The sequence below is a fragment of the Pseudescherichia sp. L3 genome (assembly GCF_024656065.1).
Taxonomy (GTDB): Bacteria; Pseudomonadota; Gammaproteobacteria; order Enterobacterales; family Enterobacteriaceae; genus Pseudescherichia.
On the sequence record NZ_JANKYC010000002.1, the window covers coordinates 253,605 to 279,341 of the forward strand.

20 protein-coding genes and 3 tRNA genes are annotated in these 25,737 nt (G+C 59.4%); 6 read left to right on the forward strand and 17 right to left on the reverse strand.

Annotated elements, in window-relative coordinates:
• Positions 1-5: 5 nt before the first annotated feature.
• From rlmM to NR795_RS12770, 4 genes are all read right to left on the reverse strand, one after another.
• Positions 6-1,106: a 23S rRNA (cytidine(2498)-2'-O)-methyltransferase RlmM gene (gene rlmM / locus NR795_RS12755; RefSeq protein ID WP_144817725.1), complete on the reverse strand. Its 1,101-nt coding sequence runs from the start codon at positions 1,104-1,106 to the stop codon at positions 6-8.
• A complete protein-coding gene (locus NR795_RS12760; RefSeq protein WP_144817724.1) occupies positions 1,099-1,494 on the reverse strand; it encodes a DUF423 domain-containing protein in 396 nt (131 codons plus the stop codon). The genes rlmM and NR795_RS12760 overlap by 8 nt, the downstream gene beginning before the upstream one ends.
• A gap of 43 nt (positions 1,495-1,537) precedes the next feature.
• Entirely contained in the window at positions 1,538-2,452 is a 915-nt protein-coding gene (gcvA, locus tag NR795_RS12765) for a glycine cleavage system transcriptional regulator GcvA (RefSeq protein WP_042387892.1), read from the reverse strand.
• Positions 2,453-2,830: 378 nt separating this feature from the next.
• A complete protein-coding gene (locus NR795_RS12770; RefSeq protein ID WP_144817723.1) occupies positions 2,831-3,058 on the reverse strand; it encodes a YgdI/YgdR family lipoprotein in 228 nt (75 codons plus the stop codon).
• Between the two features lie 192 nt (positions 3,059-3,250).
• Between NR795_RS12770 and csdA the strand changes: the two genes are divergently transcribed.
• Positions 3,251-4,456 carry a cysteine desulfurase CsdA gene (gene csdA / locus NR795_RS12775; protein WP_257758434.1) on the forward strand — a complete coding sequence of 402 codons (1,206 nt, stop codon included), beginning with the start codon at positions 3,251-3,253 and terminating at the stop codon, positions 4,454-4,456.
• Positions 4,456-4,899: a cysteine desulfurase sulfur acceptor subunit CsdE gene (gene csdE / locus NR795_RS12780; RefSeq protein ID WP_257758435.1), complete on the forward strand. Its 444-nt coding sequence runs from the start codon at positions 4,456-4,458 to the stop codon at positions 4,897-4,899. The genes csdA and csdE overlap by 1 nt, the downstream gene beginning before the upstream one ends.
• Before the next feature lie 30 nt (positions 4,900-4,929).
• Here csdE and tcdA read toward each other — a convergent pair whose 3' ends face one another.
• Positions 4,930-5,736 (reverse strand): tRNA cyclic N6-threonylcarbamoyladenosine(37) synthase TcdA, encoded by an 807-nt coding sequence (gene tcdA, locus NR795_RS12785; RefSeq protein ID WP_144817720.1) that lies wholly within the window; start codon positions 5,734-5,736, stop codon positions 4,930-4,932.
• A 41-nt stretch (positions 5,737-5,777) separates the two neighbouring features.
• Complete coding sequence (mltA, locus tag NR795_RS12790; protein ID WP_222888736.1) at positions 5,778-6,881, reverse strand: murein transglycosylase A; 1,104 nt, start codon at positions 6,879-6,881, stop codon at positions 5,778-5,780.
• A gap of 209 nt (positions 6,882-7,090) precedes the next feature.
• Here mltA and NR795_RS12795 point away from each other — a divergent pair.
• The 3 genes from NR795_RS12795 to NR795_RS12805 all read left to right on the forward strand — a co-directional run bounded on the left by NR795_RS12795 (position 7,091) and on the right by NR795_RS12805 (position 7,411).
• Positions 7,091-7,167 (forward strand) — tRNA-Met (locus tag NR795_RS12795).
• Between the two features lie 48 nt (positions 7,168-7,215).
• Positions 7,216-7,292, forward strand: a tRNA-Met gene (locus tag NR795_RS12800).
• Positions 7,293-7,334: 42 nt separating this feature from the next.
• Positions 7,335-7,411, forward strand: a tRNA-Met gene (locus tag NR795_RS12805).
• A gap of 70 nt (positions 7,412-7,481) precedes the next feature.
• On the opposite strand, the gene amiC is transcribed toward NR795_RS12805, so the two are convergent.
• Positions 7,482-8,735, reverse strand: coding sequence for an N-acetylmuramoyl-L-alanine amidase AmiC (amiC, locus tag NR795_RS12810; RefSeq protein WP_257758436.1), 1,254 nt, complete (start codon positions 8,733-8,735; stop codon positions 7,482-7,484).
• 230 nt (positions 8,736-8,965) lie between these two features.
• Between amiC and argA the strand changes: the two genes are divergently transcribed.
• Positions 8,966-10,297, forward strand: coding sequence for an amino-acid N-acetyltransferase (gene argA, locus NR795_RS12815; RefSeq protein WP_042387905.1), 1,332 nt, complete (start codon positions 8,966-8,968; stop codon positions 10,295-10,297).
• 36 nt (positions 10,298-10,333) lie between these two features.
• Here argA and recD read toward each other — a convergent pair whose 3' ends face one another.
• The 10 genes from recD to lgt all read right to left on the reverse strand — a co-directional run bounded on the left by recD (position 10,334) and on the right by lgt (position 25,699).
• A complete protein-coding gene (gene recD, locus NR795_RS12820; protein WP_257758437.1) occupies positions 10,334-12,166 on the reverse strand; it encodes an exodeoxyribonuclease V subunit alpha in 1,833 nt (610 codons plus the stop codon).
• Entirely contained in the window at positions 12,163-15,723 is a 3,561-nt protein-coding gene (gene recB, locus NR795_RS12825; RefSeq protein WP_257758438.1) for an exodeoxyribonuclease V subunit beta, read from the reverse strand. Before recB ends, recD begins: the two co-directional genes overlap by 4 nt.
• On the reverse strand, positions 15,720-18,605 hold the full coding sequence (gene ptrA, locus NR795_RS12830; protein WP_257758439.1) for a pitrilysin: 2,886 nt from the start codon (positions 18,603-18,605) through the stop codon (positions 15,720-15,722). The genes recB and ptrA overlap by 4 nt, the downstream gene beginning before the upstream one ends.
• Before the next feature lie 116 nt (positions 18,606-18,721).
• Positions 18,722-22,090 carry an exodeoxyribonuclease V subunit gamma gene (gene recC, locus NR795_RS12835; protein WP_257758440.1) on the reverse strand — a complete coding sequence of 1,123 codons (3,369 nt, stop codon included), beginning with the start codon at positions 22,088-22,090 and terminating at the stop codon, positions 18,722-18,724.
• A gap of 12 nt (positions 22,091-22,102) precedes the next feature.
• A complete protein-coding gene (locus NR795_RS12840; protein ID WP_257758441.1) occupies positions 22,103-22,426 on the reverse strand; it encodes a prepilin-type N-terminal cleavage/methylation domain-containing protein in 324 nt (107 codons plus the stop codon).
• On the reverse strand, positions 22,411-22,818 hold the full coding sequence (locus NR795_RS12845; protein ID WP_257758442.1) for a DUF2509 family protein: 408 nt from the start codon (positions 22,816-22,818) through the stop codon (positions 22,411-22,413). The genes NR795_RS12840 and NR795_RS12845 overlap by 16 nt, the downstream gene beginning before the upstream one ends.
• On the reverse strand, positions 22,815-23,378 hold the full coding sequence (locus NR795_RS12850; protein ID WP_257758646.1) for a prepilin peptidase-dependent protein: 564 nt from the start codon (positions 23,376-23,378) through the stop codon (positions 22,815-22,817). The genes NR795_RS12845 and NR795_RS12850 overlap by 4 nt, the downstream gene beginning before the upstream one ends.
• Complete coding sequence (locus tag NR795_RS12855; protein WP_144819064.1) at positions 23,369-23,839, reverse strand: prepilin peptidase-dependent protein; 471 nt, start codon at positions 23,837-23,839, stop codon at positions 23,369-23,371. Before NR795_RS12855 ends, NR795_RS12850 begins: the two co-directional genes overlap by 10 nt.
• A 183-nt stretch (positions 23,840-24,022) precedes the next feature.
• Entirely contained in the window at positions 24,023-24,817 is a 795-nt protein-coding gene (thyA, locus tag NR795_RS12860) for a thymidylate synthase (protein WP_144819062.1), read from the reverse strand.
• Positions 24,818-24,823: 6 nt separating this feature from the next.
• A complete protein-coding gene (gene lgt, locus NR795_RS12865) occupies positions 24,824-25,699 on the reverse strand; it encodes a prolipoprotein diacylglyceryl transferase (protein ID WP_144819060.1) in 876 nt (291 codons plus the stop codon).
• Positions 25,700-25,737 lie beyond the last annotated feature (38 nt).

Below are 25,737 nucleotides of genomic sequence, written 5' to 3' on the forward strand. Positions count from 1 at the left end.
TTATATTAGCGCTCGTCGCGACGGCCACCCACGGCAGCCCACCAGCGACGGACGTGCACCGTCACCTCTTCGCGATCGTGATAGAGCTGACGGGCCTGGATCTGCGCGTTGATACCGTTCTCTTCCAGCTGCTGCTGAATGTACGCGAGGTTGTTCGAGACCTCCTCATAGCGCTTTTTCATCGGCAGCTTAAGGTTAAAGATGGTTTCCCGGCACCAGCCGTTAACCAGCCACTGCGCCATCAGGGCAGCAACTTTCGCCGGCTTCTCTACCATATCGCACACCATCCAGGTAATGTTGCTGCGCGTTGGGCGATATCTGAAACCATCTTCCCGCAGCCAGGTCACCTGCCCGGTATCCATCAGGCTCTGCGCCATCGGGCCGTTATCCACCGACGCGACCCACATGTTGCGCTTCACCAGCTGATAGGTCCAGCCGCCGGGGCAGGCGCCCAGATCGACCGCATGCATGCCATTCGCCAGGCGCTCGTCCCACTCGTCCGCCGGGATAAAGACGTGGAAGGCCTCCTCCAGCTTCAGCGTAGATCGACTCGGCGCATCGGACGGGAACTTCAGGCGCGGGATGCCCATGTAGAACGGCGAGTTATTGTCGGAGTAGGAGTAGCCGGTGTAGCAGCAGCCAGGTGCGATAAAGAAGACATGCACCACCGGACGCTTGGCGGTTTCGTAGCTGGTGAGGATCTTCGCCTCACGCAGCGCAGCGCGCAGCGGCACGGTGAACTTGCGGCAGAACTTCATCAGCTCTTTGCTTTCGTTGGTGTCGGCCACCTCAACGCGCAGCTCGCCGCCTTTTTCGACCACGCCCTGCAGCATGCCAACGATCGGCGTAATGCGATCCTCCGGAGGCAGATCCTGAAGCAGTTCACCCACCACGAACATCTGGCGGACAAAAATCAGCGAGCTAAATGGCAGCTCGCGCGCCAGCTTGTCGGCCTCTTCGGCCTGATAGCACTCAAAAATTACATAGCCAGCGTTATCTTTGACGCGGGCAAAACCAAACACGTTCAGCCGCCCGGCCTTATCGGTAATCTCTGCGGCGCACTCTTTTTCAAATCCAGGGCGACACAGTAGTACAAGCTTATTCATGACCAGGGCCTTTACGTTTCAGACGAATTGCGCCAATTAACATTAATACCCAGCCGGTAAGGAAGCTGACGCCGCCGACCGGGGTGACAAACGCCCACAGGCGCAGATGCGACAGCGCGAGGCAATAAAGGCTCCCGCTAAAGAGAACCGTACCCAGCGCCAGAAAGACGCTGCTCCAGTAGAACCAGATGCTGATCCGACGCTGCATCGCTACCGCCAGGCCAAAGACCGCCAGGGTATGAAACGCCTGGTACTCAAGACCGGTCTGGATCCAGCCCATCTCGGCAGCGCCTAACGATTTACTTAATACGTGTGCGCCAAACGCGCCCAGGGCCACAAAAATAAAACCGCTGATAGCGGCAAAAATCAGCATAAATCGGCTGGTCATAGTCTTACCCTAAAGTCATGCGCTAACCGCGCGCCTATATACGTTATTGCTCATAGCGAAAGCGAAATTTTTCTTGCTCGGCTGCCGCTTTGGCCAGGATCCACTGGCGGAAGGCAGCTATTTTACCCAGTTCTGCCTGACTGTCATGACAAACCAGATAAAAGGCGTTTTTACTGACCAGCACATCGTTAAACGGGCAGGCCAGGCGACCGGCTTCGATCTCTGACTGGGCCATCACGTTATTTGCCAGCGCAACGCCCTGACCGTGAATGGCCGCCTGCAGCACCATGGCGCTGTGGCTGAAGATGGGCCCCTGCTGCACGTTAAGGTTCAGGCCCAGCTGGCGGGTATAGGTCTGCCAGTCGCGGCGGGAGGCATCATGCAGCAGCGTATGCTTAGCCAGATCCTCAGGCGTTTTTATCGGTTTGTCGCCGGTGAGCAGCAGCGGTGAGCAGACCGGCAGCAGATATTCTGCGTATAATTTTTCAACACGCAAGCCTGGCCAGTTACCGCGACCGTAAAAAATGGCTACGTCGACGTCGTCCGCCAGTTTGTCGACCTCACGGTCTACGGCCTGGATACGAACGTCGATTCCCGGATAAGCTGAGTTAAAGCTAGAGAGTCTTGGCACCAGCCACTGAATAGCAAAGCTGGGCAATAGACTGACGGTTAACGCCCCTTTTGCGCTGCGCGACTGTAACTTGCGCGTGGCCTCGGTGAGCTGAGAAAAGATCTCTTTGATATCCTGAAAATAGCTCTGCCCCTCCTCCGTTAACAGCAGGGATCGGTTGCGGCGGCGGAACAGCTTGAGCCCAAGAAAATCCTCAAGAGACTTGATCTGGTGGCTTACTGCGGCCTGCGTCACAAAAAGCTCATCGGCGGCGCGAGTAAAACTTAAATGGCGGGCGGCAGCATCAAAAACACGTAATGCATTTAAGGGCGGTAATCGCTTAGACATGGGTTATTTGGCTTAGGTGTTAAATCATTTTAACAAACAGGAAACAACACGTTACCTATTAGTTTTTTTTATCTGAGCCATTATAAATTGTCCGTTGAGGAACTACCAGCAAATACCTATAGTGGCGGCACTTCCTGAGCCGGAACGAAAAGCTTTTTTTGGAATGCGTGTTCTGATGGGCTTTTGGCTTACGGTTGTGATGTTGTGTTGTTGTGTTTGCATTTGGTCTGCGATTCAGACCATGGTAGCAACGCTACCCTATTTCACTTCCTGTACATTTACCCTGTCTGTCCATAGTGATTAATGTAGCACCGCGAATTGCGGTGCTTTTTTTTAGGCTATTTTCAGTAGCTTAAATTTCAGTAGCTTAACCTGAGATTATTTCTCCAGCGCGACCATCTCTTTCACGTCGGTGCGGTTAATCTGCTGTTTGTTACCGTTCGCATCTTTATACGAAATCATCCCGGTCTGGTCATCAGTCTTCGGCTTACCGTCGGAAACAATAGTACGACCATCGTTGGTGTGCATCACATAGTTCGGACCGGAACAGGCGCTCAGGGCAAAAGCCAGTGTACAAGCAGAGATAATTGCGGCAGTCTTTTTCATCTTCTTCTCCTTTTAGCAATAAATGCTATTCAAACCGTTTTTCTTAACAGGCTTCAATCGACACCTAACACTTATCAGCATAATCGGCTTACGTAAATTCGCCAGGATAAACAGATAATTCCGATGGTTAGCACTTTGCTTGTACATTGGTGAAAATTGCGCGACGATCCTTATATTGATATGAGGAATTCTATGAACGCTTTTAATCCTGCGCAGTTTCGCGCCCAGTTCCCGGCGCTCACCGATGCCGGTATCTACCTGGACTCTGCCGCCACGGCGCTGAAGCCCCAGGCGGTGATCGACGCGACGCAGCAGTTCTACAGCCTGAGCGCGGGCAACGTCCACCGCAGCCAGTTTGCCGAGGCCCAGCGGCTAACGGCCCGCTATGAAGCGGCGCGGGATCGCGTCGCGGCCCTGCTTAATGCCCCCTCCGGCAAGAATATCGTCTGGACGCGAGGCACCACCGAAGCCATCAATATGGTCGCCCAGTGCTACGCCCGCCCGCGTTTGAAGGCGGGAGATGAGATCATCGTCAGCGTGGCCGAGCACCATGCTAACCTGGTGCCGTGGCTAATGGTGGCAGAGCAGACCGGGGCACGCATCGTTAAGCTGCCGCTGGCGGCCAACGGCGTACCGGACGTTGAGCAGCTTGAAGCGCTGATCACCCCGCGCAGCCGCATTCTCGCCCTCGGGCAGATGTCTAATGTCACCGGCGGCTGCCCGGATCTGGCCCGCGCTATCGCCTGGGCCCACGGTGCAGGCATGGTAGTCGTGGTCGACGGCGCACAGGGCGCGGTGCACTTTCCCGCCGACGTGCAGAAACTGGGGATCGATTTCTACGCCTTCTCCGGCCATAAGCTGTATGGCCCAACCGGTATCGGCGTGCTCTACGGCAAAGCCAGTCTGCTGGATGAGATGTCACCCTGGCTGGGCGGCGGCAAGATGATCGCCGAAGTGACCTTCGACGGTTTTACCACGCAGCCTGTGCCCTATCGTCTGGAGGCGGGTACCCCCAACGTTGCCGGCGTAATTGGCCTCTGCGCCGCGCTGGAGTGGCTGGAGGGGTTTGATATCGTGCAGGCCGAGAGCTACAGTCGTGGCCTGGCGACGCTGGCCGAAGAGGCGCTGGCCCAGCGTCCGGGCTTCCGCTCGTTCCGCTGTCAGGACTCCAGCCTGCTGGCGTTTGATTTTGCCGGTGTTCACCACAGCGATATGGTCACCCTGCTGGCGGAGTCCGGGATCGCCCTGCGCGCCGGGCAACATTGCGCCCAGCCGCTGCTGGCAGCCCTCGGCGTGAGCGGGACGCTGCGCGCCTCGTTTGCCCCCTACAACACGAAAGCTGACGTCGACGCGCTGGTTAACGCCGTCGATCGCGCCCTTGAGATACTGGTGGATTAATGACTAGCCCTGCTTTTGCCGGACACCCGTTTGGCACCGCCGTCACCGAAGAGACGCTGAAAAAGACCTTTGGCCCGCTGACCCAGTGGGAGGACAAGTATCGCCAGCTGATTATGCTCGGTAAGCAGCTGCCGCCCCTGTCGGAGGAGCTGAAGGCGCAGGCCCGGGAGATCCCCGGCTGTGAAAACCGGGTCTGGCTTGGTCATACGCGCACGGCAACGGGAAAAATGCACTTCTTTGGCGACAGTGAGGGGCGTATTGTGCGCGGCCTACTGGCGGTGCTGCTGACCGCCGTCGAAGGAAAAAGTGCCGACGCGCTGCTGGCGGGCGATCCGCTGGCGCTGTTTGATGAGCTTGGCCTGCGCGCGCAACTGAGCGCCTCGCGTACGCAGGGCCTGGCGGCGCTGAGCGAGGCGGTGGTTGAGGCGGCGCGTCAGGGGTGAAAACGCCCGGTGGCGCTACGCTTACCGGGCCTACGAAACCCGTGCTGCTTTTGCCATCATCTTCTTCAGCGCGTGGGAGACCGCCACAAAACCAAAGGTGGCGGTGACCATAGTGGCTGCGCCGAAGCCGGAGGCACAGTCCATCCGTTTCGGCCCCTCTGCGGTGCTCTTCATGGCACAGACCGAGCCGTCCGCCTGGGGGTAGACCAGCGCCTCGGTAGAGAAGACACAGTCCACGCCCAGTTTGCCCTTGCTGTTTTTCACCACGCCAAAATCGCTTTTCAGCCGTTCGCGCAGCTTGGCCGCCAGCGGATCCTGAATCGTCTTTGCCAGATCGCTGACCTGAATCTGCGTCGGATCGATCTGCCCGCCCGCACCGCCGGTGGTAACCAGCGGAATTTTATACCGGCGGCAGTACGCAATCAGCGCCGCCTTGGGGCGCACGCTGTCGATCGCGTCAATGACGTAGGTGAAGTCCCTGTTCAGCAGCGTCGCCACGTTATCGGCGGTCACGAAGTCGTCCACCACCGTCACCAGGCACTCAGGGTTGATCTGGCGAATGCGCTCCGCCATCACCTCGGCCTTGGCCAGCCCAACGCTGTCGCGCAGGGCATGGATCTGCCGGTTGGTGTTGGTCACGCAGACGTCGTCCATATCAATCAGCGTGATAGCGCCGATCCCGGTGCGGGCCAGCGCCTCCGCCGCCCAGGAGCCAACGCCGCCAATGCCGACCACGCAGATATGCGCGCCGGCAAACAGCGCCAGCGCATCTTCACCGTATAACCGCGCCGTGCCGCCAAAACGCTGACGCCAGGCATCGCTGATTACCACAGACATAAGACCTCAGATAGTTAAATTGGGCGCGCAGATTAGCATACTCAGCCGCTAAAGACGTTACCGGTTCCTGCCCCCGGCGCGTTTTTCAGTACCCATACGCGGCCGTAGTGGTTATACCATCCGGCACGGTGCCCGGCCTCAGGGCCAATCCCCTGATAGATATCAAAGTGCTGACCCTTAATCGCGCCACCCACGTCGAGGGCCACCATCAGGCGCAGCTCATACTGACCGTTGAACTTGCCGTTGTTATCCAGCAGCGGGACTTCCGCCAGCAGGGTGGTTCCGGCCGGGATAATGCTGCGGTCGGAGGCCACCGAAGCGCGGCCAATCAGCGGCACGGCGCTGGCCCCTTTCACCGGCGCATAGGACTGCGGTTTAAAGAAGACGAATGAAGGGTTCTGCTCCAGCAGCTCCTGCACTTCGGCCGGGCTGTGGGTTTCGCCCCAGTGGCGGATCGCCTGCATCGACATATCCTCGCGCTTCACTTCCCCACGATCGATCAGCACCTTACCGATACTGCGGTAGGCGTGGCCGTTTTTACCGCCGTAGCTAAAGAAGTTAAGCGGGCTGCCATCGCCGAAATCGATATAGCCGCTGCCCTGCACGTCCATAATAAAGTTGTCCATCAGCGAGTTGCTGTAGGCCAGGACATAGTTTTCGCTGAGCGCGCCCGCGTAGATCTCTGCCCGGGACGGCAGGCGGCCGCGTTTAGGCGGCATGCGGTAGATCGGATACTGGAACTCGCCCTGACGGGTATGGCGGGCCTGTACGACCGGCGTGTAGTAGCCGGTAAACTGAACGTTGCCGTAGTTATCGGTGCCGTTCATCTGCCAGGCGTCAATGCCGTACTGGCGCATAGTGCGGGTATCGCCCCCGGCGCGCAGCCACTCCTGCACCGCACTGTAGACGGCGCTCTGGTTGCCATAGAGGCGCGGCGAAGCGCTGCGGATCTGGCCTACCTGCTGGGCAAAGTCGCCGCCGTTAATCGGGGCACCTACCGCATCCGGCTGGTTTACCAGGGTGAAAGGCTGGGTTAATTTCCCGTCTTCATACTGCTGACCGCGATCGGTCGGTTTCGAGGAGCAGGCGGCAAGCAAAGCCAGCGCTGCGCCCGTGAGGAGATACTTCAACCAACGTCCTTTCATTGTCTCTCATCTTTTTGGTTAACCAGGGGGCGTGATGAAGATAACAAACCAGTTTCGCTAATGAAATGCGAAAAAGGGGACTTAACGGCAATTGCGTTCAAAAAACGCGCATAATGTGCCTTTTTTATGCAGATGCTTTCATAATTTAACAATTTTCTCGAAAAAGGGTTGCGTCAAAGAGCGAGCGGAGTATAGTGCGCTTCCACGGACGCGGGGTGGAGCAGCCTGGTAGCTCGTCGGGCTCATAACCCGAAGGTCGTCGGTTCAAATCCGGCCCCCGCAACCAATACAGTGTGAAAGAAAGAAAGAAACCTGCTGAGTAAGCAGAGACGGACGCGGGGTGGAGCAGCCTGGTAGCTCGTCGGGCTCATAACCCGAAGGTCGTCGGTTCAAATCCGGCCCCCGCAACCAACACTGTACCGTGTAGTAAAAATAAGAAGTAGAAGACTCGGACGCGGGGTGGAGCAGCCTGGTAGCTCGTCGGGCTCATAACCCGAAGGTCGTCGGTTCAAATCCGGCCCCCGCAACCACTTCAACAATAAACACCCTTCCGGGTGTTTTTTTGTATCTGTCTCCCGGCAAACCCTCCCGGCAAAAACGTTAGCCCCTGCGGGCCAACGTCACACCATCAGCAAAGTACGCCTTGATCCCAGCCAGAATCGACTCTGCGACCTCCTGCTGAAACGCTACGGTTTTGAGCTTGCGCTCCTCTTCCACGTTACTGATAAACGCCGTCTCTACCAGAATCGATGGAATATCCGGCGCCTTCAATACCGCAAAACCGGCCTGATCGACCCGGTTCTTATGCAGTTTGTTGACCTGCCCAAGGCGGTTTAGCACCTCTTTGCCAAACTTCAGGCTGTCGTTGATGGTCAGGGACTGCACCATATCAAACAGGGTGTGGTCCAGATACTGATCGCCGCTCTTGCTTACGCCACCGATCAGGTCGGCGGCATTCTGCGTCTGGGCGAGGTATTTTGCCGCCGTACTGGTGGCCCCTTTCGTTGACAGCGCAAAGACCGACGAGCCGCGAGCGGCCCGGCTGGTAAAGGCATCGGCGTGGATGGAGACAAAGAGATCGGCGCGCTGCTTCTGCGCCTTAGCGACCCGCACCTTCAGCGGAATAAAGACATCTTCGTTGCGCGTCATGTAGGCCTTCATATTGGCCTCTTTATCAATCAGCGCACGCAGGCGGCGGGCAATTTGCAGCACCACGTCTTTTTCACGGGTTTTATATTTGCCGATCGCCCCTGGATCCTCGCCCCCGTGACCGGGATCGAGCATGATCACCACCGGACGGTCGCGCCCGGCTTTGCCCGGCTTCGGCCCGCTCTGGGCAGGCGGAACCTGCTTCTCCAGGCTCCCTTTGTTGTAATCTTCCAGCAGCGCCAAGAGCGGATCCTGCTCGTTCTGCCCGTTAACCGGGTAGAGATCCATCACCAGACGCTCTTTAAACTCCGCTACCGGAGCCAGCGAGAAGAGGTGTGGCGTGACGTTCTGCTTAAGTTCAAACACCATGCGCACGGTGTTGGGATCGAACTGCCCTACGCGGGCAGATTTGATAAAGGGATCGCTGTCGTGGATCTGCGTCCCCATCCCCTTCAGAACCGAATTAAGATTCACCCCTTCGATATCCACCACCAGCCGTTCAGGGTTGCTTAGGGCGAACTGACGGTACTTCAGCACCCGGTTTGACTCCACGGTAATGCGCGTATAGGTCGATGCGGGCCAAACGCGTACGGCAATAATCTGACTTACCGCGGCTAAACCTGCCTTGCTTACGCTAAGCAACCACAGAGCGCCAGCGCCTTGCAACAGCCGGCGACGGCTAAGAGCTGAGTTGGATCCTGACATGCCTCTCCCGAGCAAAAAAATATGACATTTATTATTAAAACGGCCTGCTTGACGAAAAACTTTAACGAATGATGCATAAACTGTCATCAACAAAAGGGTAAACATTGGTTTAACGGCGGTGACAATGTGGAGATTTTTCTCACATCCCGGTGAAATTTTGACTTGCGCCCACGGCAATAAAAGAATAAAAATACATAAATTCCGAATAAACATGCAATGAGGGTTGTGCCGTGGTGAAGGAGCGTCGAACCGAACTGGTGCAGGGATTCCGCCACTCTGTTCCCTATATTAATGCCCATCGGGGGAAAACCTTTGTCATCATGCTGGGCGGTGAAGCCATCGAGCATGAGAACTTTTCCAGCATTGTCAACGACATCGGGCTGCTGCACAGCCTCGGCATTCGCCTGGTGGTGGTCTATGGCGCACGGCCACAGATCGATGCCAATCTGGCGGAGCACCACCACGAGCCTATCTATCACAAGCATACTCGCGTGACCGACGCGAAAACCCTGGAGCTGGTCAAGCAGGCGGCGGGGCTGTTACAGCTTGATATCACTGCCCGTCTCTCTATGAGCCTCAACAATACGCCGCTGCAGGGGGCGCATATCAACGTGGTCAGCGGCAACTTTATCATTGCTCAGCCGCTGGGCGTCGATGACGGCGTCGACTACTGCCACAGCGGGCGTATTCGCCGCATTGATGAAGAGGCGATCCACCGCCAGCTCGACGGCGGCGCGATCGTGCTGCTGGGGCCGGTGGCGGTCTCAGTAACGGGAGAGAGCTTTAACCTCACCTCGGAAGAGGTCGCTACCCAGCTCGCGATCAAGCTGAAGGCGGAGAAGATGATCGGCTTCTGCTCCTCGCAGGGGGTGATCAACGACGAGGGCAATATCGTCTCGGAGCTGTTCCCCAACGAGGCTCAGGCGCGGGTTGAAGAGCTGGAGGGGCGGCAGGACTACCACTCCGGCACGGTACGCTTCCTGCGCGGCGCGGTGAAGGCCTGCCGCAGCGGCGTGCGCCGCAGCCATCTGATTAGCTATCAGGAAGATGGCGCGCTGTTACAAGAGCTTTTCTCTCGCGATGGTATCGGGACGCAGATCGTAATGGAGAGCGCCGAGCAGATCCGCCGCGCCACCATCAACGACATCGGCGGCATTCTGGAGCTGATCCGTCCCCTGGAGCAGCAGGGTATTCTGGTGCGGCGCTCCCGCGAGCAGCTGGAGATGGAGATCGACAAGTTCACGATTATTCAGCGCGACAACCTGACTATCGCCTGCGCGGCGCTCTATCCGTTCCCGGAAGAGAAGATTGGCGAGATGGCCTGCGTGGCGGTGCACCCGGACTACCGCAGCTCGTCGCGGGGGGAAGCGCTGCTGGAGCGCGTTGCCCTTCAGGCGCGGCAGATGGGCCTTAGCAAGCTGTTTGTGCTGACCACCCGCAGCATCCACTGGTTCCAGGAGCGCGGCTTTACGCCAGTGGATATCGACCTGCTGCCGGAGAGCAAGAAAGAGATGTACAACTACCAGCGCCGCTCAAAGGTGCTGATGGCCGATCTTACCTAAGCACGCCCTTCCCTACCCGGCCGGGTAGGGATCTCGCTATTTGACCTGCGCAAAAATATCGCCAAGGCCGCTGCGTCGTTCGGTACGGGTGGCAATAGCCTGCACCAGAATACGCTCGTCGGCATAGAGCGACAGCCGACGGCGCGCGCGGGTGATAGCGGTATAGACCAGCTCCCGAGTCACCACCGGCACCATCTGCCCCGGCAGGATCAGCGCAGCGTGGTCAAACTCCGAGCCCTGTGATTTATGCACCGTCATCGCCCAGGCCGTTTCGTGCTCCGGCAGGCGGCTGGGCTGTACCGATTTGATGCTGCCGTCCGGCAGCGGGAACCAGACGCGCGTCCCCTGCCCCCGGTTCAGCGCCACGCCGATATCGCCGTTAAACAGCCCCAGCGCGCTGTCGTTACGGGAGATCATCACCGGGCGTCCATCAAACCAGCGCGAGTGTGGCGTCCGGCTGATACGCCGCTGGTTCGCCAGGGTCTGCTCAAGCCGCTCGTTGAGGCCTGCTACGCCAAACGGCCCCTCGCGCAGGGCGCAGAGCAGCTGGTACTCGCTGAATGCCGCGAGGATCGCCTTTGGCTCCGCCTCATCCCGCACCAGCTGCAAATAGCGCGCGTAGCCCGCCAGCGCATCGTCTAGCAATGCCTGGTAGTCGTCACGCGCCTGGAGAGGCTTGTGCTCAATGTCGCTAAAGCCCTGGCTAAACACCGAGCGGGTACTTTTTTTATCGCCCCGGTTTACCGCCGCCGCCAGCTGGCCAATGCCGGAGTCGCTGCCGAAGCGGTAGCTGGTTTGCAGCAGGCAGAGGCTGTCGCGCAATGCGCCCGCCCCCCCCGGCTCGCCGCCAGGAACCGCCATGCCCGTCAGACGGGAGAGTTGCTCGGCCCGCGCCGGGGTAAAGCCCGCGTTAACCCATGCGCAGATATCTCCCAGCACCGCTCCCGCCTCTACCGAGGCCAGCTGATCGCGGTCGCCTAAGAAAATCACCCGTCCATGGGCGGGCAGCGCATCGATCAGCCGCGACATCATCGGCAGATCAATCATCGACGCCTCATCCACCACCAGCACATCAAGGTGTAACGGGTTACCGGCGTGATAGCGCAGGCGCTGACTGCCGGGTTGGGCACCCAGCAGGCGGTGCAGCGTACTGGCCTCCACCGGCAGGCGCTTTTTCTGATCGTCGGTTAATGCCAGCTGGCGCAGGGCCGCGCCCAGCGACTCCGTCAGGCGCGCCGCGGCTTTCCCGGTCGGAGCCGCCAGATGGATGCGACAGCGACCGCCGTTCGCCATCTGTACCAGCGCCGCCAGCAGCTTCGCTACCGTGGTTGTTTTTCCGGTGCCGGGCCCGCCGGAGATCACCGAGATCCGCCGGGTCAGCGCCACTGCTGCTGCCACCTTCTGCCAGTTGATCCCCTCCGTTGGCGGAAAAAGCCCGTCGAGGATCTGACGCAGCTGGGCTTCGTCAACGCTCAGCGGCTGGTTAACCTCGCTAAAGAAACTCGCTACGGTCAGCTCGTTGCACCACATACGGTTCAGGTAGAGGCGCTCCCCGGCCAGCACCATCGGTGCAGGGGTATGACCGTCGCTGACGGCGTCAGATCGCTGTAAGATCCCAGCCCAATCGCAGGGCGCACCGGCCTCGGCAAACAGCGCCATCAGCAGGGAATGGCTCTTATCTTCGGCCTCGGCCGCCAGTCGGGAGAGAGGCAGACAGACGTGGCCCTCCCCCGCGTCGCGGCTAAGTATCGCCGCCGCCAGGGTTACCGCTGGCTCGTCGCGTCCGGCCACGGTCAGGGCAAACTGGACGTCCAACGGGCGAAACAGCTTTTGAGCCAGCGCCTCTATAAGCAGAGTTTGCATCGTCACTGTGCGGTCTCCTGATAGTCTTCACTGGCCTCTTCACCGCTAAACAGGGCATCCATCTCGTTAATCAGCCGTACATCCGGGCGAGTGGTATAGATGCCCTGCTCGCGGTTTTGCGCATCAACGCCACGCAGGAACAGGTAGATCACGCCGCCAAAGTGGCGCTCATAATCGTAGTCCGCAATGCGATGGCGGAGATAGCGGTGTAGCGCCAGCGTATAAAGTTGATACTGTAAGTCGTAGCGGTGCGACTGCATAGCAGCCGCCATTGCCTCACGGGTATAGGCCTCGCTGCTTTCGCCCAGCCAGTTAGACTTGTAGTCCAGCAGATAGAAGCGGCCGTTGTGGCGGAAAACCAGGTCGATAAAGCCCTTTAGCATCCCGCGCACGTCGCGAAAATCCAGCGGCGAACAGCCCGCAGACAGCGGATCGTAGCGACGGATCGCCGCATCCAGCTTCTCTGAGGTCAGGGTCCGGGCAATCGGAATATAGAACTCCATCTCTACCTGCTTATCTTTCGCGGTGAGCTGGCTTAACGATAAACCTGACTCAATAAGCGGCGCACGCAGGATGGCGTTGATCCAGGCCAGCAGCACCGGCTGCCACTGCTCGTCAAAACCGCCTGCCTGAAGGCGCTCGCTCACCCACGCCTCGGTCACCGGCTGGGTGAAATCAATATCTTCAAACAGCCCGTGTAAGAAGGTGCCCGGCGACGCCCCGCGTGGAAACGCGTGCGGCGTTAAGGCCGGTATCTCGTCTGCCTGGCGTTCACCTGCGGCGTCAACGTCCAGCCGCGGGAGCAGATCCTGGGCGATGCCGTGCCCACGCTGCTGCAGGCCAGAGTAGCTGGTCACCCGCCAGTCGTCGAGAATAGGACGGTCAATGTGTCGGGCACGCAGCGACGGCGGCAGAGAGAGTGTGTACTCCCAGCGCGAATTATCCGGCGTGCCGGGGATGCTCAGCACGATATCGTCACTGCACAGCGCCTCCAGGCAGTGGCGTAAGCCTGCGGCATCGCGCGGCTCGCCCTGCTGGATCAGCCTGCCCAGTGCGCTGTGGTGGAAATCGCTCTCGCCGCTCTTCTCTCCGCGACGGCGAAACAGCGGCGCAATGCCGAGGCTACAGTGCCATACCGAGCGCGTCAGCGCCACGTAGAGCAGGCGCAGATCCTCCGCCAGCCGCTCCGCCTCGGCCAGCTCAATGCTCTCGTCGGCCTGGCTAAGATCCAGCACCGCCTCAAAGGAGGTACGATCGTGATAGAAGGCCTGGTCCTGTGCCCGGTAGTTGGCGATAAACGGCAGCCAGACTAGCGGATACTCCAGCCCTTTGGCTTTATGAATGGTGACGATCTGCACCAGATGCTTGTCGCTCTCCAGCCGGAGCTGCTGGCTGGCGGCGTTGCTGTCCGGCTCGGCAATATGCTGCGCCAGCCAGCGCACCAACGCATGCTCGCTCTCGGTATGCGCTCCCGCCTCCTGTAACAGCTCGCTGATGTGCAGAATATCGGTCAGACGCCGCTCGCCGCCGGAGGTCGCCAGCAGGTTCTCCGCGATATTGCGCCGGGCCATTAGGGTGCGCAGCATCGGCATGACGCCGCGCTTTTGCCACGTCTGGCGGTAGCCGTCAAACTCCTCAACCACCTGGTCCCACGCCTCTTCATCCTTGTTGAGCCGTTCAATATCCTGGGCGGTCAGACCAAGCATCCCCGTTGCCAGAGCGCTGCGCAGCGTGCTCTCCCGCTCGGGCGTCAGCACCGCCTGGATAAGCCACAGCAGCTCCTGCGCCTCTGGCGTCTCAAAGACGCTGTCGCGGTTGGAGAGGTACACCGAAGGGATGTTCAGCAGCGTCAGGGCGTCGCGGATCAGCGCCGCCTCGTGGCGACTACGCACCAGTACGGTTATGTCGGAGGCCTGCACCGGCCGAGAGCGCTTGCCGTCATGCAGCAGGGCGCTACCCTGCTGACCCTCCACCAGCCAGTCGCGGATCTGCGCCGCGCAGAGCTGGGCCATAAAGGACTGATAGTCTCCGATGCCAACGCCGTCGCCCTCCATCAGCCACAGGTTCATAGCAGGCTGGGTTTCACCGTGCAGCTCAAAGCGCAGGGGCTGGTTTCTTTCCGCTGCCTTCACCGGCATGAAGGGGATCTCGCGGAACATAAAGGCGTTGTCCATCTGGCTAAACAGCGTATTCACGCTGTTGACCATGCCGGGAGCAGAACGCCAGTTGGTATCGAGCGTATAGTGAGCGCTGACTTCCCCACGCGCTTTCATGTAGGTGAAGATGTCCGCGCCGCGAAAGGCGTAGATCGCCTGCTTGGGATCGCCAATCAGCAGCAGCGCGGTATCCGGCTGCTGCCGCCAGATGCGGCGGAAAATACGGTACTGCTGGGGATCGGTATCCTGAAACTCATCGATCATCGCGACCGGAAAACGCTGGCGGATCGCAGTCGCCAGCGCCTCGCCGTTTTCACTGTTCAGCGCCTGGTCGAGACGGCTCAGCATGTCATCAAAGCCCAGCTCGCCGCGACGGCGTTTCTCGCGCGCTACCGCCTCGCGGATCTCCCGCATGGCGGTGGTCAGCACCAGATCGCTGAGGGTGAGCGGCTCGGCCAGCAGCCCCTCAATGGCGACAAACAGCGGGTGCTCCGGCACAACGCCGCCCGCCTTGGTGCGCGAGGTTAAAAAGGACTGGGCGAACTTCTCCAGCGCATCCGGCAGCAGATAGCCGCGGGTCTCCTCCTGCGCCCAGGCGCTAATCTTCTCGATCCACTTGCCCTGGTTGCCCCGGTTAAACTTGCGTCGGTCAATGCCTGAATTTTCAATCAGGGGATCGAGCTCCGCTACCGCCGCAAGCCACTGCTGCTTGATGGCATCAATACGGGCGATGATTTTCGCATGGCGCGAGGCAAGGGTCTCATCCGCAGGCGGCGGGGATTTGATTACCGGTGCCTCTCCCTGCAGATAGCGGTTAATTGCGTTCAGCAGCTCCAGCGGCCCCTTCCACGAGGCGTGGATCACTTCGGCAATATCACGAGGCAGCGGATAGCAGTGGCGACGCCAGAAATCGGCGCAGGCCTGCGCGCGCAGTAGGGACTCATCTTCAATCAGCTGCTGCTGGAAAAGCATGCCCGACTCAAAGGCGTTGAGGCTCAGCATGCGCTGACAGAAGCCGTGGATGGTAAAGACCGCGGCCTCGTCCATCTGCCGCTCGGCCAGCATCAACCAGCTCGCCGCCTGTTGCTTATCGGGAATATCATCAAGCAGGCGAGCGTAGAGCGCATCGGCGCTGCTTTCACGCAGGCAGGCGATACGTAGCTCGTGAATGTTGCTGCGGATACGGCCGCGCAGCTCTTCGGTGGCGGCTTCGGTAAAGGTCACCACCAGCAGCTCTTCCACGGTAAGCGGACGCGAAAAGGCACTCTCGCCGCCCAGGCCCAGCAGCAGGCGCAGGTAGAGGGCGGCGATGGTGTAGGTTTTCCCGGTGCCCGCAGAGGCTTCAATCAGGCGCTCACCGCGTAAGGGTAAGCGCAGGGGGTCCAGAGTCTCAGCGGGGTTACTCATTGTTTCTCACTTATCAGGGGCAGCGTGCGCTGCAGCGCGCTGACGTTGTCCCATACCTTCCAGCCTTCAGGGTGTACATACCCGGATTTATCACTCGGTGTGCCGGAGACCTGGGACAGGATCGCCATCCCCTGCGGCTCTACCACCGCCTGGTGGAAGAAGTCGGCAAGCTTCTGCGGCGTCAGCTGTTTAATCTCAGCGACAACTTTATCACGGGAGTCAAAGCGCATATTACCCCGATCGAAATCTTTGCTGATCTGCGACGCCTCTTCCCCCAGCGTTTGCGGGGCCTGAGTGACCTGAGCGATCACCGCCTGCTGCAGCTGGGCAAACTCTTCTGCGCTCATTTTACGCAGCCGCTCTTCTGCCGTTGGAAAGAAGGCCTGGTAACGCGCCCACAGCGCCGACGGCTGCTTGTCGCTGCTTTGAAGCAGGAAGCCTAAGCCCCACTGGCGGCCAACGCTCATCGGGAAGGCAAACACCGCATAACCGAGCTGCTCTTCGGTACGCAGCTGGTTATAGAACCACGGCTGGATAATTTGACCCAGCATCGCGCTGTAGGCCGAGCTGCTGTACTCGTCATAGCCGGGCGGAACGAACACGGCGGCCAGCGCCGAGTCGCTGGTGCTGCCTGCTTTTTCAAAGATTATCCCCTGCTTTTTGTCCACCAGAACGTCACGATTGCGGCACCACTGGTTTCCCTTCGCCGCAAGCTGATCCTGCACCTGGTGAGCCAGATCTTTCGCCTGCGTCTCGCTCATATTGCCAACGATTAAGAACTCCGGACGGGCGTTGCTTTTCAGCCGATCGCGGTAGGCCATCACCTCTTTCAGGGTGATCTCCGGCAGCAGGGCCCGACGCTCCTCACGCTGGAAGTAGGGAACCTGAGAGAGCATCTGCGCCGGCATAATCGCCTGCTCGTAGGCTTTGCCCTTCTCTGCGGAGTCCATCATTTGCGCATACCAGGACTTCGCCTGCGCCAGCTGATCCTCGGTTGGCGTATAGCTGAAGTAGCCCGTCAGCAGTGCGCTGAAGAGCTGCGGCAGGCGCTGGGTATAGCCGTTAGCGTTAAGCATCAGGCCGTTATTGGCGTTAGTGGAGAAGCTAATCCCGCCAACGGCGGCCTGGTTGCTGAGCTGATCCAGAGCGATCCCCGCCAGGTAGTCGTTCAGGGCGAACATCACCTGGTTTTTGGCGCTGTCCATCGCCAGCGGATTGCGCAGCACCACGCTAACGTCAGCCTTTGGCTCGCTGGCAAAGTAGCGGCTCGGCATGTAAACCACGCGCAGAGTGGGATCATCCACAATCAGCTCGGGATGGGTGTAGTTTTTCGCTGGCTTTTGCAGCGTGAAATCATCCGGAATATAGGGATTCAGCTCCGGCAGCGTCAGCGCGATGGCGTTAGATTTCTGCTGCCAGTCGGCGAAAGTCTGGTCGCTAATCTTATCGACCTGATAGGGCGCATCGACAAAATAGGCGGTTTTATTGTGCGGCTCCTGCGGGCTGATATACCAGATGCGGGCGTTCTGCGGCGTCATCATCGCCAGACGCGCCTTAACGGCCTCGGCATCAAACTGGTCAGCAATGTTTACCGCATCCAGGGTGTGCTCAACCGGCACGCGGATCATGGTATCTGCCAGCCACTCGACGTAGTCCATATCCCGGGTAATAGAGGGGTAGCGGAAGTCGAGATCCAGCACGTGGGACAGCTCGTCAAAGTAGCGCTTGTCCACGCCCTTCTCACGCAGAAGCTGGAGGTAACTAAAAATAGCCGCAACTACCTCATCACGGTGCGCCAGCCCTTTGTCGGTCAACGTTGCGGATATCGCCAGTACGCCGCTGTTCCCGTTAACGATGGGGTCAGAGTCGGCGCGGATCCCTTCCACAAGCCCCTGCTGTTGTAACCAGTCAGAGAGCGTGCCCGGGCTGCGGTTGCCAATCAGGTAGGTGATCAGCTCGTCAGTTTTGCTGCGGAACTGCGGCGTATTGTTATCGATGCGGAACTCAACCCGCACCACCTTGCGCGGCATCACCGGCACATAGTGGAGGATCAGCCCCTTCTGCGCATCGGTCACCACCGGCACGTCAATTTTCGGCAGATCCAGCGTTTTGTTCGGCACGCGGCCAAAGGTTTTCGCCGCGATGGCGGCTAACTCCGGCAGCGGACGATTGCTGTAGACCACGGCCTTCATCAGGTTCGCCGAATAGTATTTGTCGCGGAAGGCCAGCAGCGCCTCCTGCACCGGGCTACCCGGCTTGTCGCTCAGGGTCTCCAGGTTACCGCCAGAGAAGCGTGCAGCAGGATGCGCCGGATTGATGGTCTCGGCGCTCACCTGCGCCATGCGCATCCCGTCCCGGGAACGGGCCAGCGTCAGCTCGGCGTTAACCGCGTTGCGCTCGCGTTCGGCGTACTTTTTATCAAGCAGCGGCGAGGCGATGGCATCCGCCAGCCGATCCACGGCCCCTTCCAGCGCATCGTTCTCAACTTCCAGATAGAACGCGGTACGGTAGGGTGCGGTGCTGGCATTGTGGCTGCCGCCGTGCAGCTTTAAAAATTCAGCAAGGCTGTCCGGCTGGGGATAGTGGGTAGAGCCCATCAGGGTCATGTGCTCAAGATAGTGCGCCAGGCCGGGATGCGCCTGCGGATCCTGCAGCGAGCCAACGGGCACCACCAGTGCGGAGAGCGATTTCACCGCCTGCGGATCGTTCACCAGGAGCACCACCATACCATTATCGAGGCGAATAGCCTGATACTGACGGGTGTCCTTATCGCTTTTACGAATGGTTTCCTGAACGGGTTGCCAACCGGTGTCTGCCTGACTTAACGGTGCCCAGAAGGCGACAAATAAGACTAACGCTTTGAACCAGGTGCTGCTGGGCATTCACGAACCTCATCATTAACAAACCAGTGCCAGCAGTGCCGGCATATCCAATCAGTCCGTGATTCGCTGCGCATCATAATGGAAGCCTTTCCACTGCGCAATTTTTATACACTTCATCAGGACTGACTAAAGCGAAAGAGCGGCAGTAAATAACGTTCTGCCTGCTTAACTATCTCGGCATAGTTTTCAGGTTCGAGGGTACGCCACAGGCGCTGGTACCATACGTCCTCACCCTCGCCGCTGACCACCATGTTGCCTTCATAAGCCTGCAAGAATTTGCTTCGCGCCTTAGCGAGCGTCTCCTCATCTTTTAACATCGCATCATTTGTTGCGTCATAACAGGCTTTTATCCATGCGCCCCCGCTTTCGGGTAGCAGCAGCAGCGGTTTTTTCATCCCCGCCCGGTAGCCCTCGACCAGCTCTTCAAGGTACTTCAGGGCCTCATCTTGCTTGAGAGGCGGGAACTGCCAGGCTTTATCATTGCGGACAAACAGCCGGCTCTCTCCCGTTCCGCCGCTGGCACAGTAGACAAGATGTTCCAGCCAAAGTTGCAGCCCTTGTGAGACCTTCAGCATCGAAGGACGCCAGCGCAGCAGGCCATCCTCCTGCACGTGCTGTAGCCAGCCGGTCAGGTGCACCTTGCCACAGTCAAGTTCGATCTCCATGCTCTCGGCTGGCTTGCGGTGCTCGTGAACCCGCGAAGCCAGCTGCTGCATCTCCTGGTGCTGGCTCTCCCAGACAATTTCACCAAATGCGCCGTAGGGCAGCTGGCCCGCCGCACGGTATTGGCGGAAGAGTTTCTCGACATCTTCCTCCTCTACCAGGGTGTTGAGCAGCGCCTGGTTGAGCTGGTAGCGGTCCAGGCCATCAATGATAAACGGCTCGGCGTCGGGAATATCGCTCGCCTCGGGGCGGAAGTTAACCTTCAGACGCATCTGGAAGAAAGCCCGCACCGGGTGTGCCCAGAAGCGCTGTAGCTGCTCAAACGCCAGCGTCTCCAGCGGCTCATCTTCCAGCTCCTGAATAAAGGTGGCATGCGCCACCCCCTGCTGGCTGGCGGCGGGCAACCACTCCCGGGCATAGCTTTGCAGCTCATCGGCAATAAAGTTTTCTGCATCGAACGGCATTCGCGTATGCAGGTGAGTAATATGATCCACCACCCGTCGCGCGCTCTCGTCGCAGGTGAGCCCCTCATCGCCAGGCAGATAGTGGCTCTGCCCGATGTAGTCCACTAGCTCCTGCACCAGCACCGACGGGAAGCGTTCGCTGTTATCCTGAATCGAGCGCCCGATATAGCTAATGTAGAGCTTCTGCTGCGCGGAGATGAGCGCCTCCAGGAAGAGGTAGCGGTCATCGTCCCGGCGGCTGCGGTCGCCGCGCATCGGTTTCTGGCTCATCAAATCAAAGCCGAGCGGGGCTAGCGCGCGCGGATAGACGCCGTCGTTCATCCCCAGCAGGCAAACGACCTTAAAGGGGATGGATCGCATCGGCATCAGGGTACAGATATTGATAGGCCCGGCGAGGAAACGCTGGCTGATGCGCTCCTGATCGAGCCTCTGCGCCAGCTCGTCGCGCAGCAGCGAGAGCGGCACCGCCTCGTCATAGTGCGCGCCGACGCCCTGGGTGATCACCGCCTGCCACTGCTGTTCAATCAGCGCCAGCGCGGCTTCGGTATCGGGATCCGGCAGGAAGAAGTCGTTGAGCATGTCGCGGCAGACCGGTAGCCACTCGGCCAACGGGCGATCCTGAGCCAGCCCTTTACGCCACAACCTGAGCTGCATCAGCAGTGAGGCCAGATGGCCTACCAGCTCGGCAATCAGGCCGCTGGACTCATCGTAGGGCAGCACCGACTGCCACTCGCCTTGACGGCTCTCCATCGCGTAGCCAAGCAGCATGCGCGTCAGGCCAAACTGCCAGGTGTGCTGCCCGGTGGCAGGCAGCGCCAGTTCGCGTACGTTGTCGTCGTCCATGCCCCAGCGCACGCCAGACTCGTTGACCCACTGACGGAGATAGCGCAGTCCCTCTTCGTCGATGTTAAACCGCGCGGCGAGCACTGGCACATCCAGCAGAGCCAGCACATCCTCCGACTGGAAGCGGCTATCCGGCAGCGAAAGCAGGCTGATAAAGGCCTGCAGCGCCGGGTGCGACTGGCGGGCGCGGCGGTCGGAGATGGCATAGGGCAGATAGCGCTCCCCGCTGGCGCTGCCAAATACCGCCTGGATAAAGGGGCTGTAGCTGTCGATATCCGCCACCATCACAATGATGTCGCGCGGGGAGAGATCGGGATCCTCCTCCAGCATCGCCAGCAGACGATCGTGCAGCACTTCAACCTCGCGCTGCGGGCTGTGGCAGACGTGCACCGCCACGCTGCGATCCTCTCGCTCCAGCCTGCGCTTGGCGTCGCTGCGCTCATACTCCTGGGCCGTCACGCCGGCGACGGCGCTGTTTTTCAGCTCCAGGATGTCATACTGCACGTTTTGTAGCAGCGCACCGGGCGTAATATCAACGAAGGCATCGAGATCGTCGTAGCGATCCATGCCTGCCAACAGATAGATGTAGTCGCGCCCCAGCTTGCCCCACGAGGCCAGCAGCGGGTTACCCACCTCCTGCTCGCCTTCGCTGTTAAACAGGCCCTCTACCGGCTGATCTTCACGGAACAGGGCCACCGGATGAGCATCAAGGTGGTGTTTACGCTGGCGGGCAATGAGCCGGGAGAGAAACGCCGGATCTTTGATATCCCCCCAGTAGTAGCGGCAGGGGTTGGTAAACAGCAGGTGAATATCCACATGCTTACCCAGGGCCTGCAATGCCTGGAGATAGACTGGCGGCAGGGCCGAAATGCCGCAGATGAACACCCGGGAAGGCAGCCCGGCTGGCGGCGTTGTCGCAGACTCCAGCACGTTGATAAAACGTTGATAGAGATTGGCGCGGTGCCAGTGCGGCTGCCCCAGCGCCGCGGTATGCTCTACCAGCGCTCGCCAGAGCGGTGCCTGCCAGATCTGCGCTTCACCGAGACCGTCGATCAGGCCGCCCTCTTCCCAGCGGGTCAGCCACTCCGGGCGAAAGACCAGATACTGATCGTAGAGATCCGCTACCCGAGACGAGAGCTGAAACAGCTTGCGCTTGTCATCATCGTCATTGAGGTAGTGGCGGAGCATGGTGAACGCCTCCTGCTCCAGCATCTGCGGCAGCAGGGTCATCAGCTTCCAGCTCATGCTCTGTTTATTAAAGGCGCTCTCTTTCGGGATGTCCGGCAGCACGCGGACAAACATATCCCAGATAAAGCTCGCCGGGAGCGGGAAGTCGATATTGGCGGCGATGCCAAACTTTTGCGACAGCGTCATCTGTAGCCATTGCGCCATGCCGGTACTCTGTACCAGCACCATTTCGGCCTCAAAGGGATCGTCGAGCCGTTCGCGCTCAACGATAAACTCCATCAACGCTTCCAACACATCCAGACGATTGGAGTGATAGACCCTTAACATAAACGCTCCTGACTACTTATAAACTGGGCAATATAACCGCGTCATCTTCCCCTGCCTGCCCACCGGCGAGGTGATGGTTACGCTGATGCTGACACATCCGGCGTCCGTTGTCTGTAGCCGGCTGACCTGCCAGCCGGGCGGTAGCGGCGCGGGCCGGGGCTGCGCCTGCTGCCAGCCGTAACGCCACAGGTAGCGATAGTGGCTCCAGGCGGTGAAGCCCTCCAGCAGCACGCGATGATACCCTGTCAGCGCCGTGACAACCATGACCAGCAACACCATTGCCAGCATCGTTTCCGGCAGGCTAAATCCCCGCTGGGGGGCTACGGCATCTGACACAGGCGTATCTCCTTGAGGGGACAGAAATCGCTCCAGCCGTGGGGCGAAAACGTCACGCCGCTCTCCCCTATCGCGCCGCTGCGCCACAGCGTTTCACTCCCGCTGGCGGCGATCAGCACCAGCGTCCGGTCGGCAAAAATGCGCAAGCAGACCCGCCACGGCTGGCGATGATGCTCCCGACACTGCACGGCAGGCTGCCTCTGCCAGCGTTGCATTCGCCCCCACTCCAGCGCCGAGTGAGCATCGGCCAAATTGCGCATCGCCCGACTCTCGCTGGTAATGCGCTGCGTATGGGTGCGCTGGCGCTGGTTTAAACCGCTAAGCATCAAGCTACCCAACACCAGCAGCAGGAGCACCAGTGCCAGGGAGGATACTCCTCTTTCGCCCCTCACAGGTTGTACCCCACCACGCTGTACGTCGCGCTAATGGCGTCCTCGGGATGATTAAGAGGAGCCGCCGTCAGCGTTACCGTCACCAGGGGGGCTAAAGTGCCCTGCGGCTGGCGGATCACCGCGAAGCGCTGCACGCCGATCGTGGCGGGATCGGTGATTTTATCCCACCCTTTCTCTTCGCAGCTCTCTGCCCCCTGCCGCGTCTCCAGCACGCCGCTCTGCAAGCGAAAGCCGGTCTGTTCGGCCTCCGAGAGGGGGGAGTGTTCCCACCGGCCGTTGCTGTTGGCATCCCATCGCACGATTATGCAGGCTCCCTGCCGACCCATGACCAGCGGTTGTCCGCTGCACTCTCCCCGGCAGTAGCCAGCCCGCTGGAGATGCTTTCCCAGCGTGAAGAGATGCTGCCAAACCGCCTCTTCCAGCGCTTGCTGCCGGGTTTGATGGAGCATTGCCGCTTGCAGCGCAGGTAAAAAGCGAGCGGCACTGAGCAGGAGCACGCTGCCGATGGTCATCGCGATGAGTATCTCCAGCAGCGAGAACCCGCCTTCGGTCAGCTGCATGCACCGCTGTTTGTACGCTGGCATACTCTTATCCGCCCCCAGTTCGATACAATAATTTGCCACTCCCCCGCCTCGCTACGCAGCGTGATGTGTCCGGCCCATGCGGTATTACGCAGCCCGTAAAAGCCGAGCGAGGGGGTGATATCTACCAGCGCCACCTCAGGCCAGAGCGGACGCAGCGCAAAGGGGTCATCCCCGCCACACGTTGCCTGCGCATCAGCTGACGCCAGCAGGCACCAGCGGCCGCTCTCTTGTTTCACCCATACCTTGCGATCCCGGTTGTGCCAGTTGGCGTCGTTCCGCAGCAGTTCCAGATAGTCACGCACCTGCCAGGCGGTTTGCCACAGACGCTGATGTGCCTGATAGCTCTGCCAGCCATACAGCCCCGACGCGCCAAGGATCACCAGAACGATCGTTGCTACCGTGATCTCTATAAGGGTGTAACCCTGCTCTTTTTTCATGGCCGTACTTTGCGCCTGATGCGTGATGCATGCGAGGTGAGATGCTCGCTTTTACGAGGCGCTACGGGAGAAATATTGTGGATTGCAGAGGGTTACATCACAGCGGGAAGGCGGGTCGCAGAACGGGGTAAAAGCGAAAAAAAGCCGGCGCAGTAACGCGCCGGCTGTGGCAGGCTGTGATTATCAGATAGCGACCGGGGCTTTGATGCCAGGGTGCGGATCGTAGCCTTCAATCTCAAAGTCGTCGAAGCGGTAGTCAAACAGCGACGCGGGCTTACGCTTGATAACAAGCTTCGGCAGCGCGCGCGGCTCACGGCTCAGCTGCAGGTGCGTCTGCTCCATGTGGTTGCTGTAGAGATGGGTATCGCCGCCGGTCCAGACGAAGTCACCCACCTCAAGATCACACTGCTGCGCCATCATATGCACCAGCAGCGCATAGCTGGCGATATTAAACGGCAGACCGAGGAAGACATCGCAGGAGCGCTGGTAGAGCTGGCAGGAGAGCTTGCCATCCGCCACGTAAAACTGGAAAAACGCGTGGCACGGGGCCAGCGCCATTTTGTCCAGTTCGCCCACGTTCCAGGCGGAGACGATGATCCGCCGGGAGTCCGGATCGGTCTTCAGTTGGTTCAGCACGGTCGCGATCTGGTCAATGTGGCGACCGTCCGGCGTAGGCCATGCACGCCACTGTTTGCCGTAAACCGGGCCAAGGTTGCCCTGCTCGTCGGCCCACTCGTCCCAGATGGTGACGTTGTTTTCATGCAGGTAGGCAATGTTAGTATCGCCCTGCAGGAACCACAGCAGCTCATGGATGATTGAGCGCAGGTGGCAGCGCTTGGTAGTCACCAGCGGGAAGCCCTCCTGCAGGTTAAAGCGCATCTGATGACCAAAAATGGAAAGCGTGCCGGTGCCGGTACGGTCGTTTTTCTGCGTGCCTTCATCCAGCACTTTTTGCATCAGTTCTAAATACTGTTTCATGATTCCTCAGGAGACGTGTTGCTGCGGGCGACGGCGGTACGCCCAGACCATCATCAGCGCACCCGCAATAATCATTGGGATAGAGAGGATCTGGCCCATGCTGATGTACTGCACCCATTCGCCGGTAAACTGCGCGTCCGGCTGGCGGAAGAACTCCACAATAATGCGGAATGCGCCATAGCCGATCAGGAACAGGCCTGATACTGCACCCATCGGGCGCGGCTTACGAATATACAGATTAAGGATGATAAACAGCACCACCCCTTCCAGCGCCAGCTCGTAGAGCTGAGACATGTGGCGCGGCAGGACGCCATAGGTGTCAAAAATAGACTGCCACTCTGGATGTGAAGGCAGCAGCGCCATATCCTCGGCGCGAGAGCCAGGGAAGAGCATGGTATAAGGGAAACTCGGATCGACGCGGCCCCACAGCTCGCCGTTGATAAAGTTACCCAGCCTTCCGGCACCCAGCCCGAAGGGGATCAGCGGCGCAATAAAATCAGAGACCTGGAAGAAGGTGCGCTTAGTGCGTTTAGCAAAGATGATCATCACCACGATCACACCGATCAGGCCGCCGTGGAAGGACATGCCGCCGTCCCAGACGCGGAACAGATAGAGCGGATCCTGGATAAAGGTCGGGAAGTTATAGAACAGCACATAGCCGATGCGCCCGCCGAGGAAGACGCCCAGGAATCCCGCATAGAGCAGGTTTTCCACTTCGTTTTTCGTCCAGCCGCTGCCGGGACGGTTTGCGCGGCGGCCAGCCAGCCACATGGCAAAAATAAAGCCAACAAGGTACATCAGGCCGTACCAGTGCAGCGAAAGCGGTCCGATAGAGAAAATTACCGGATCGAAATCGGGAAAATGCAGATATCCATTATTCATCTGTCACCACAAAGTGTTGTTATTCCGCCAAAAATCGA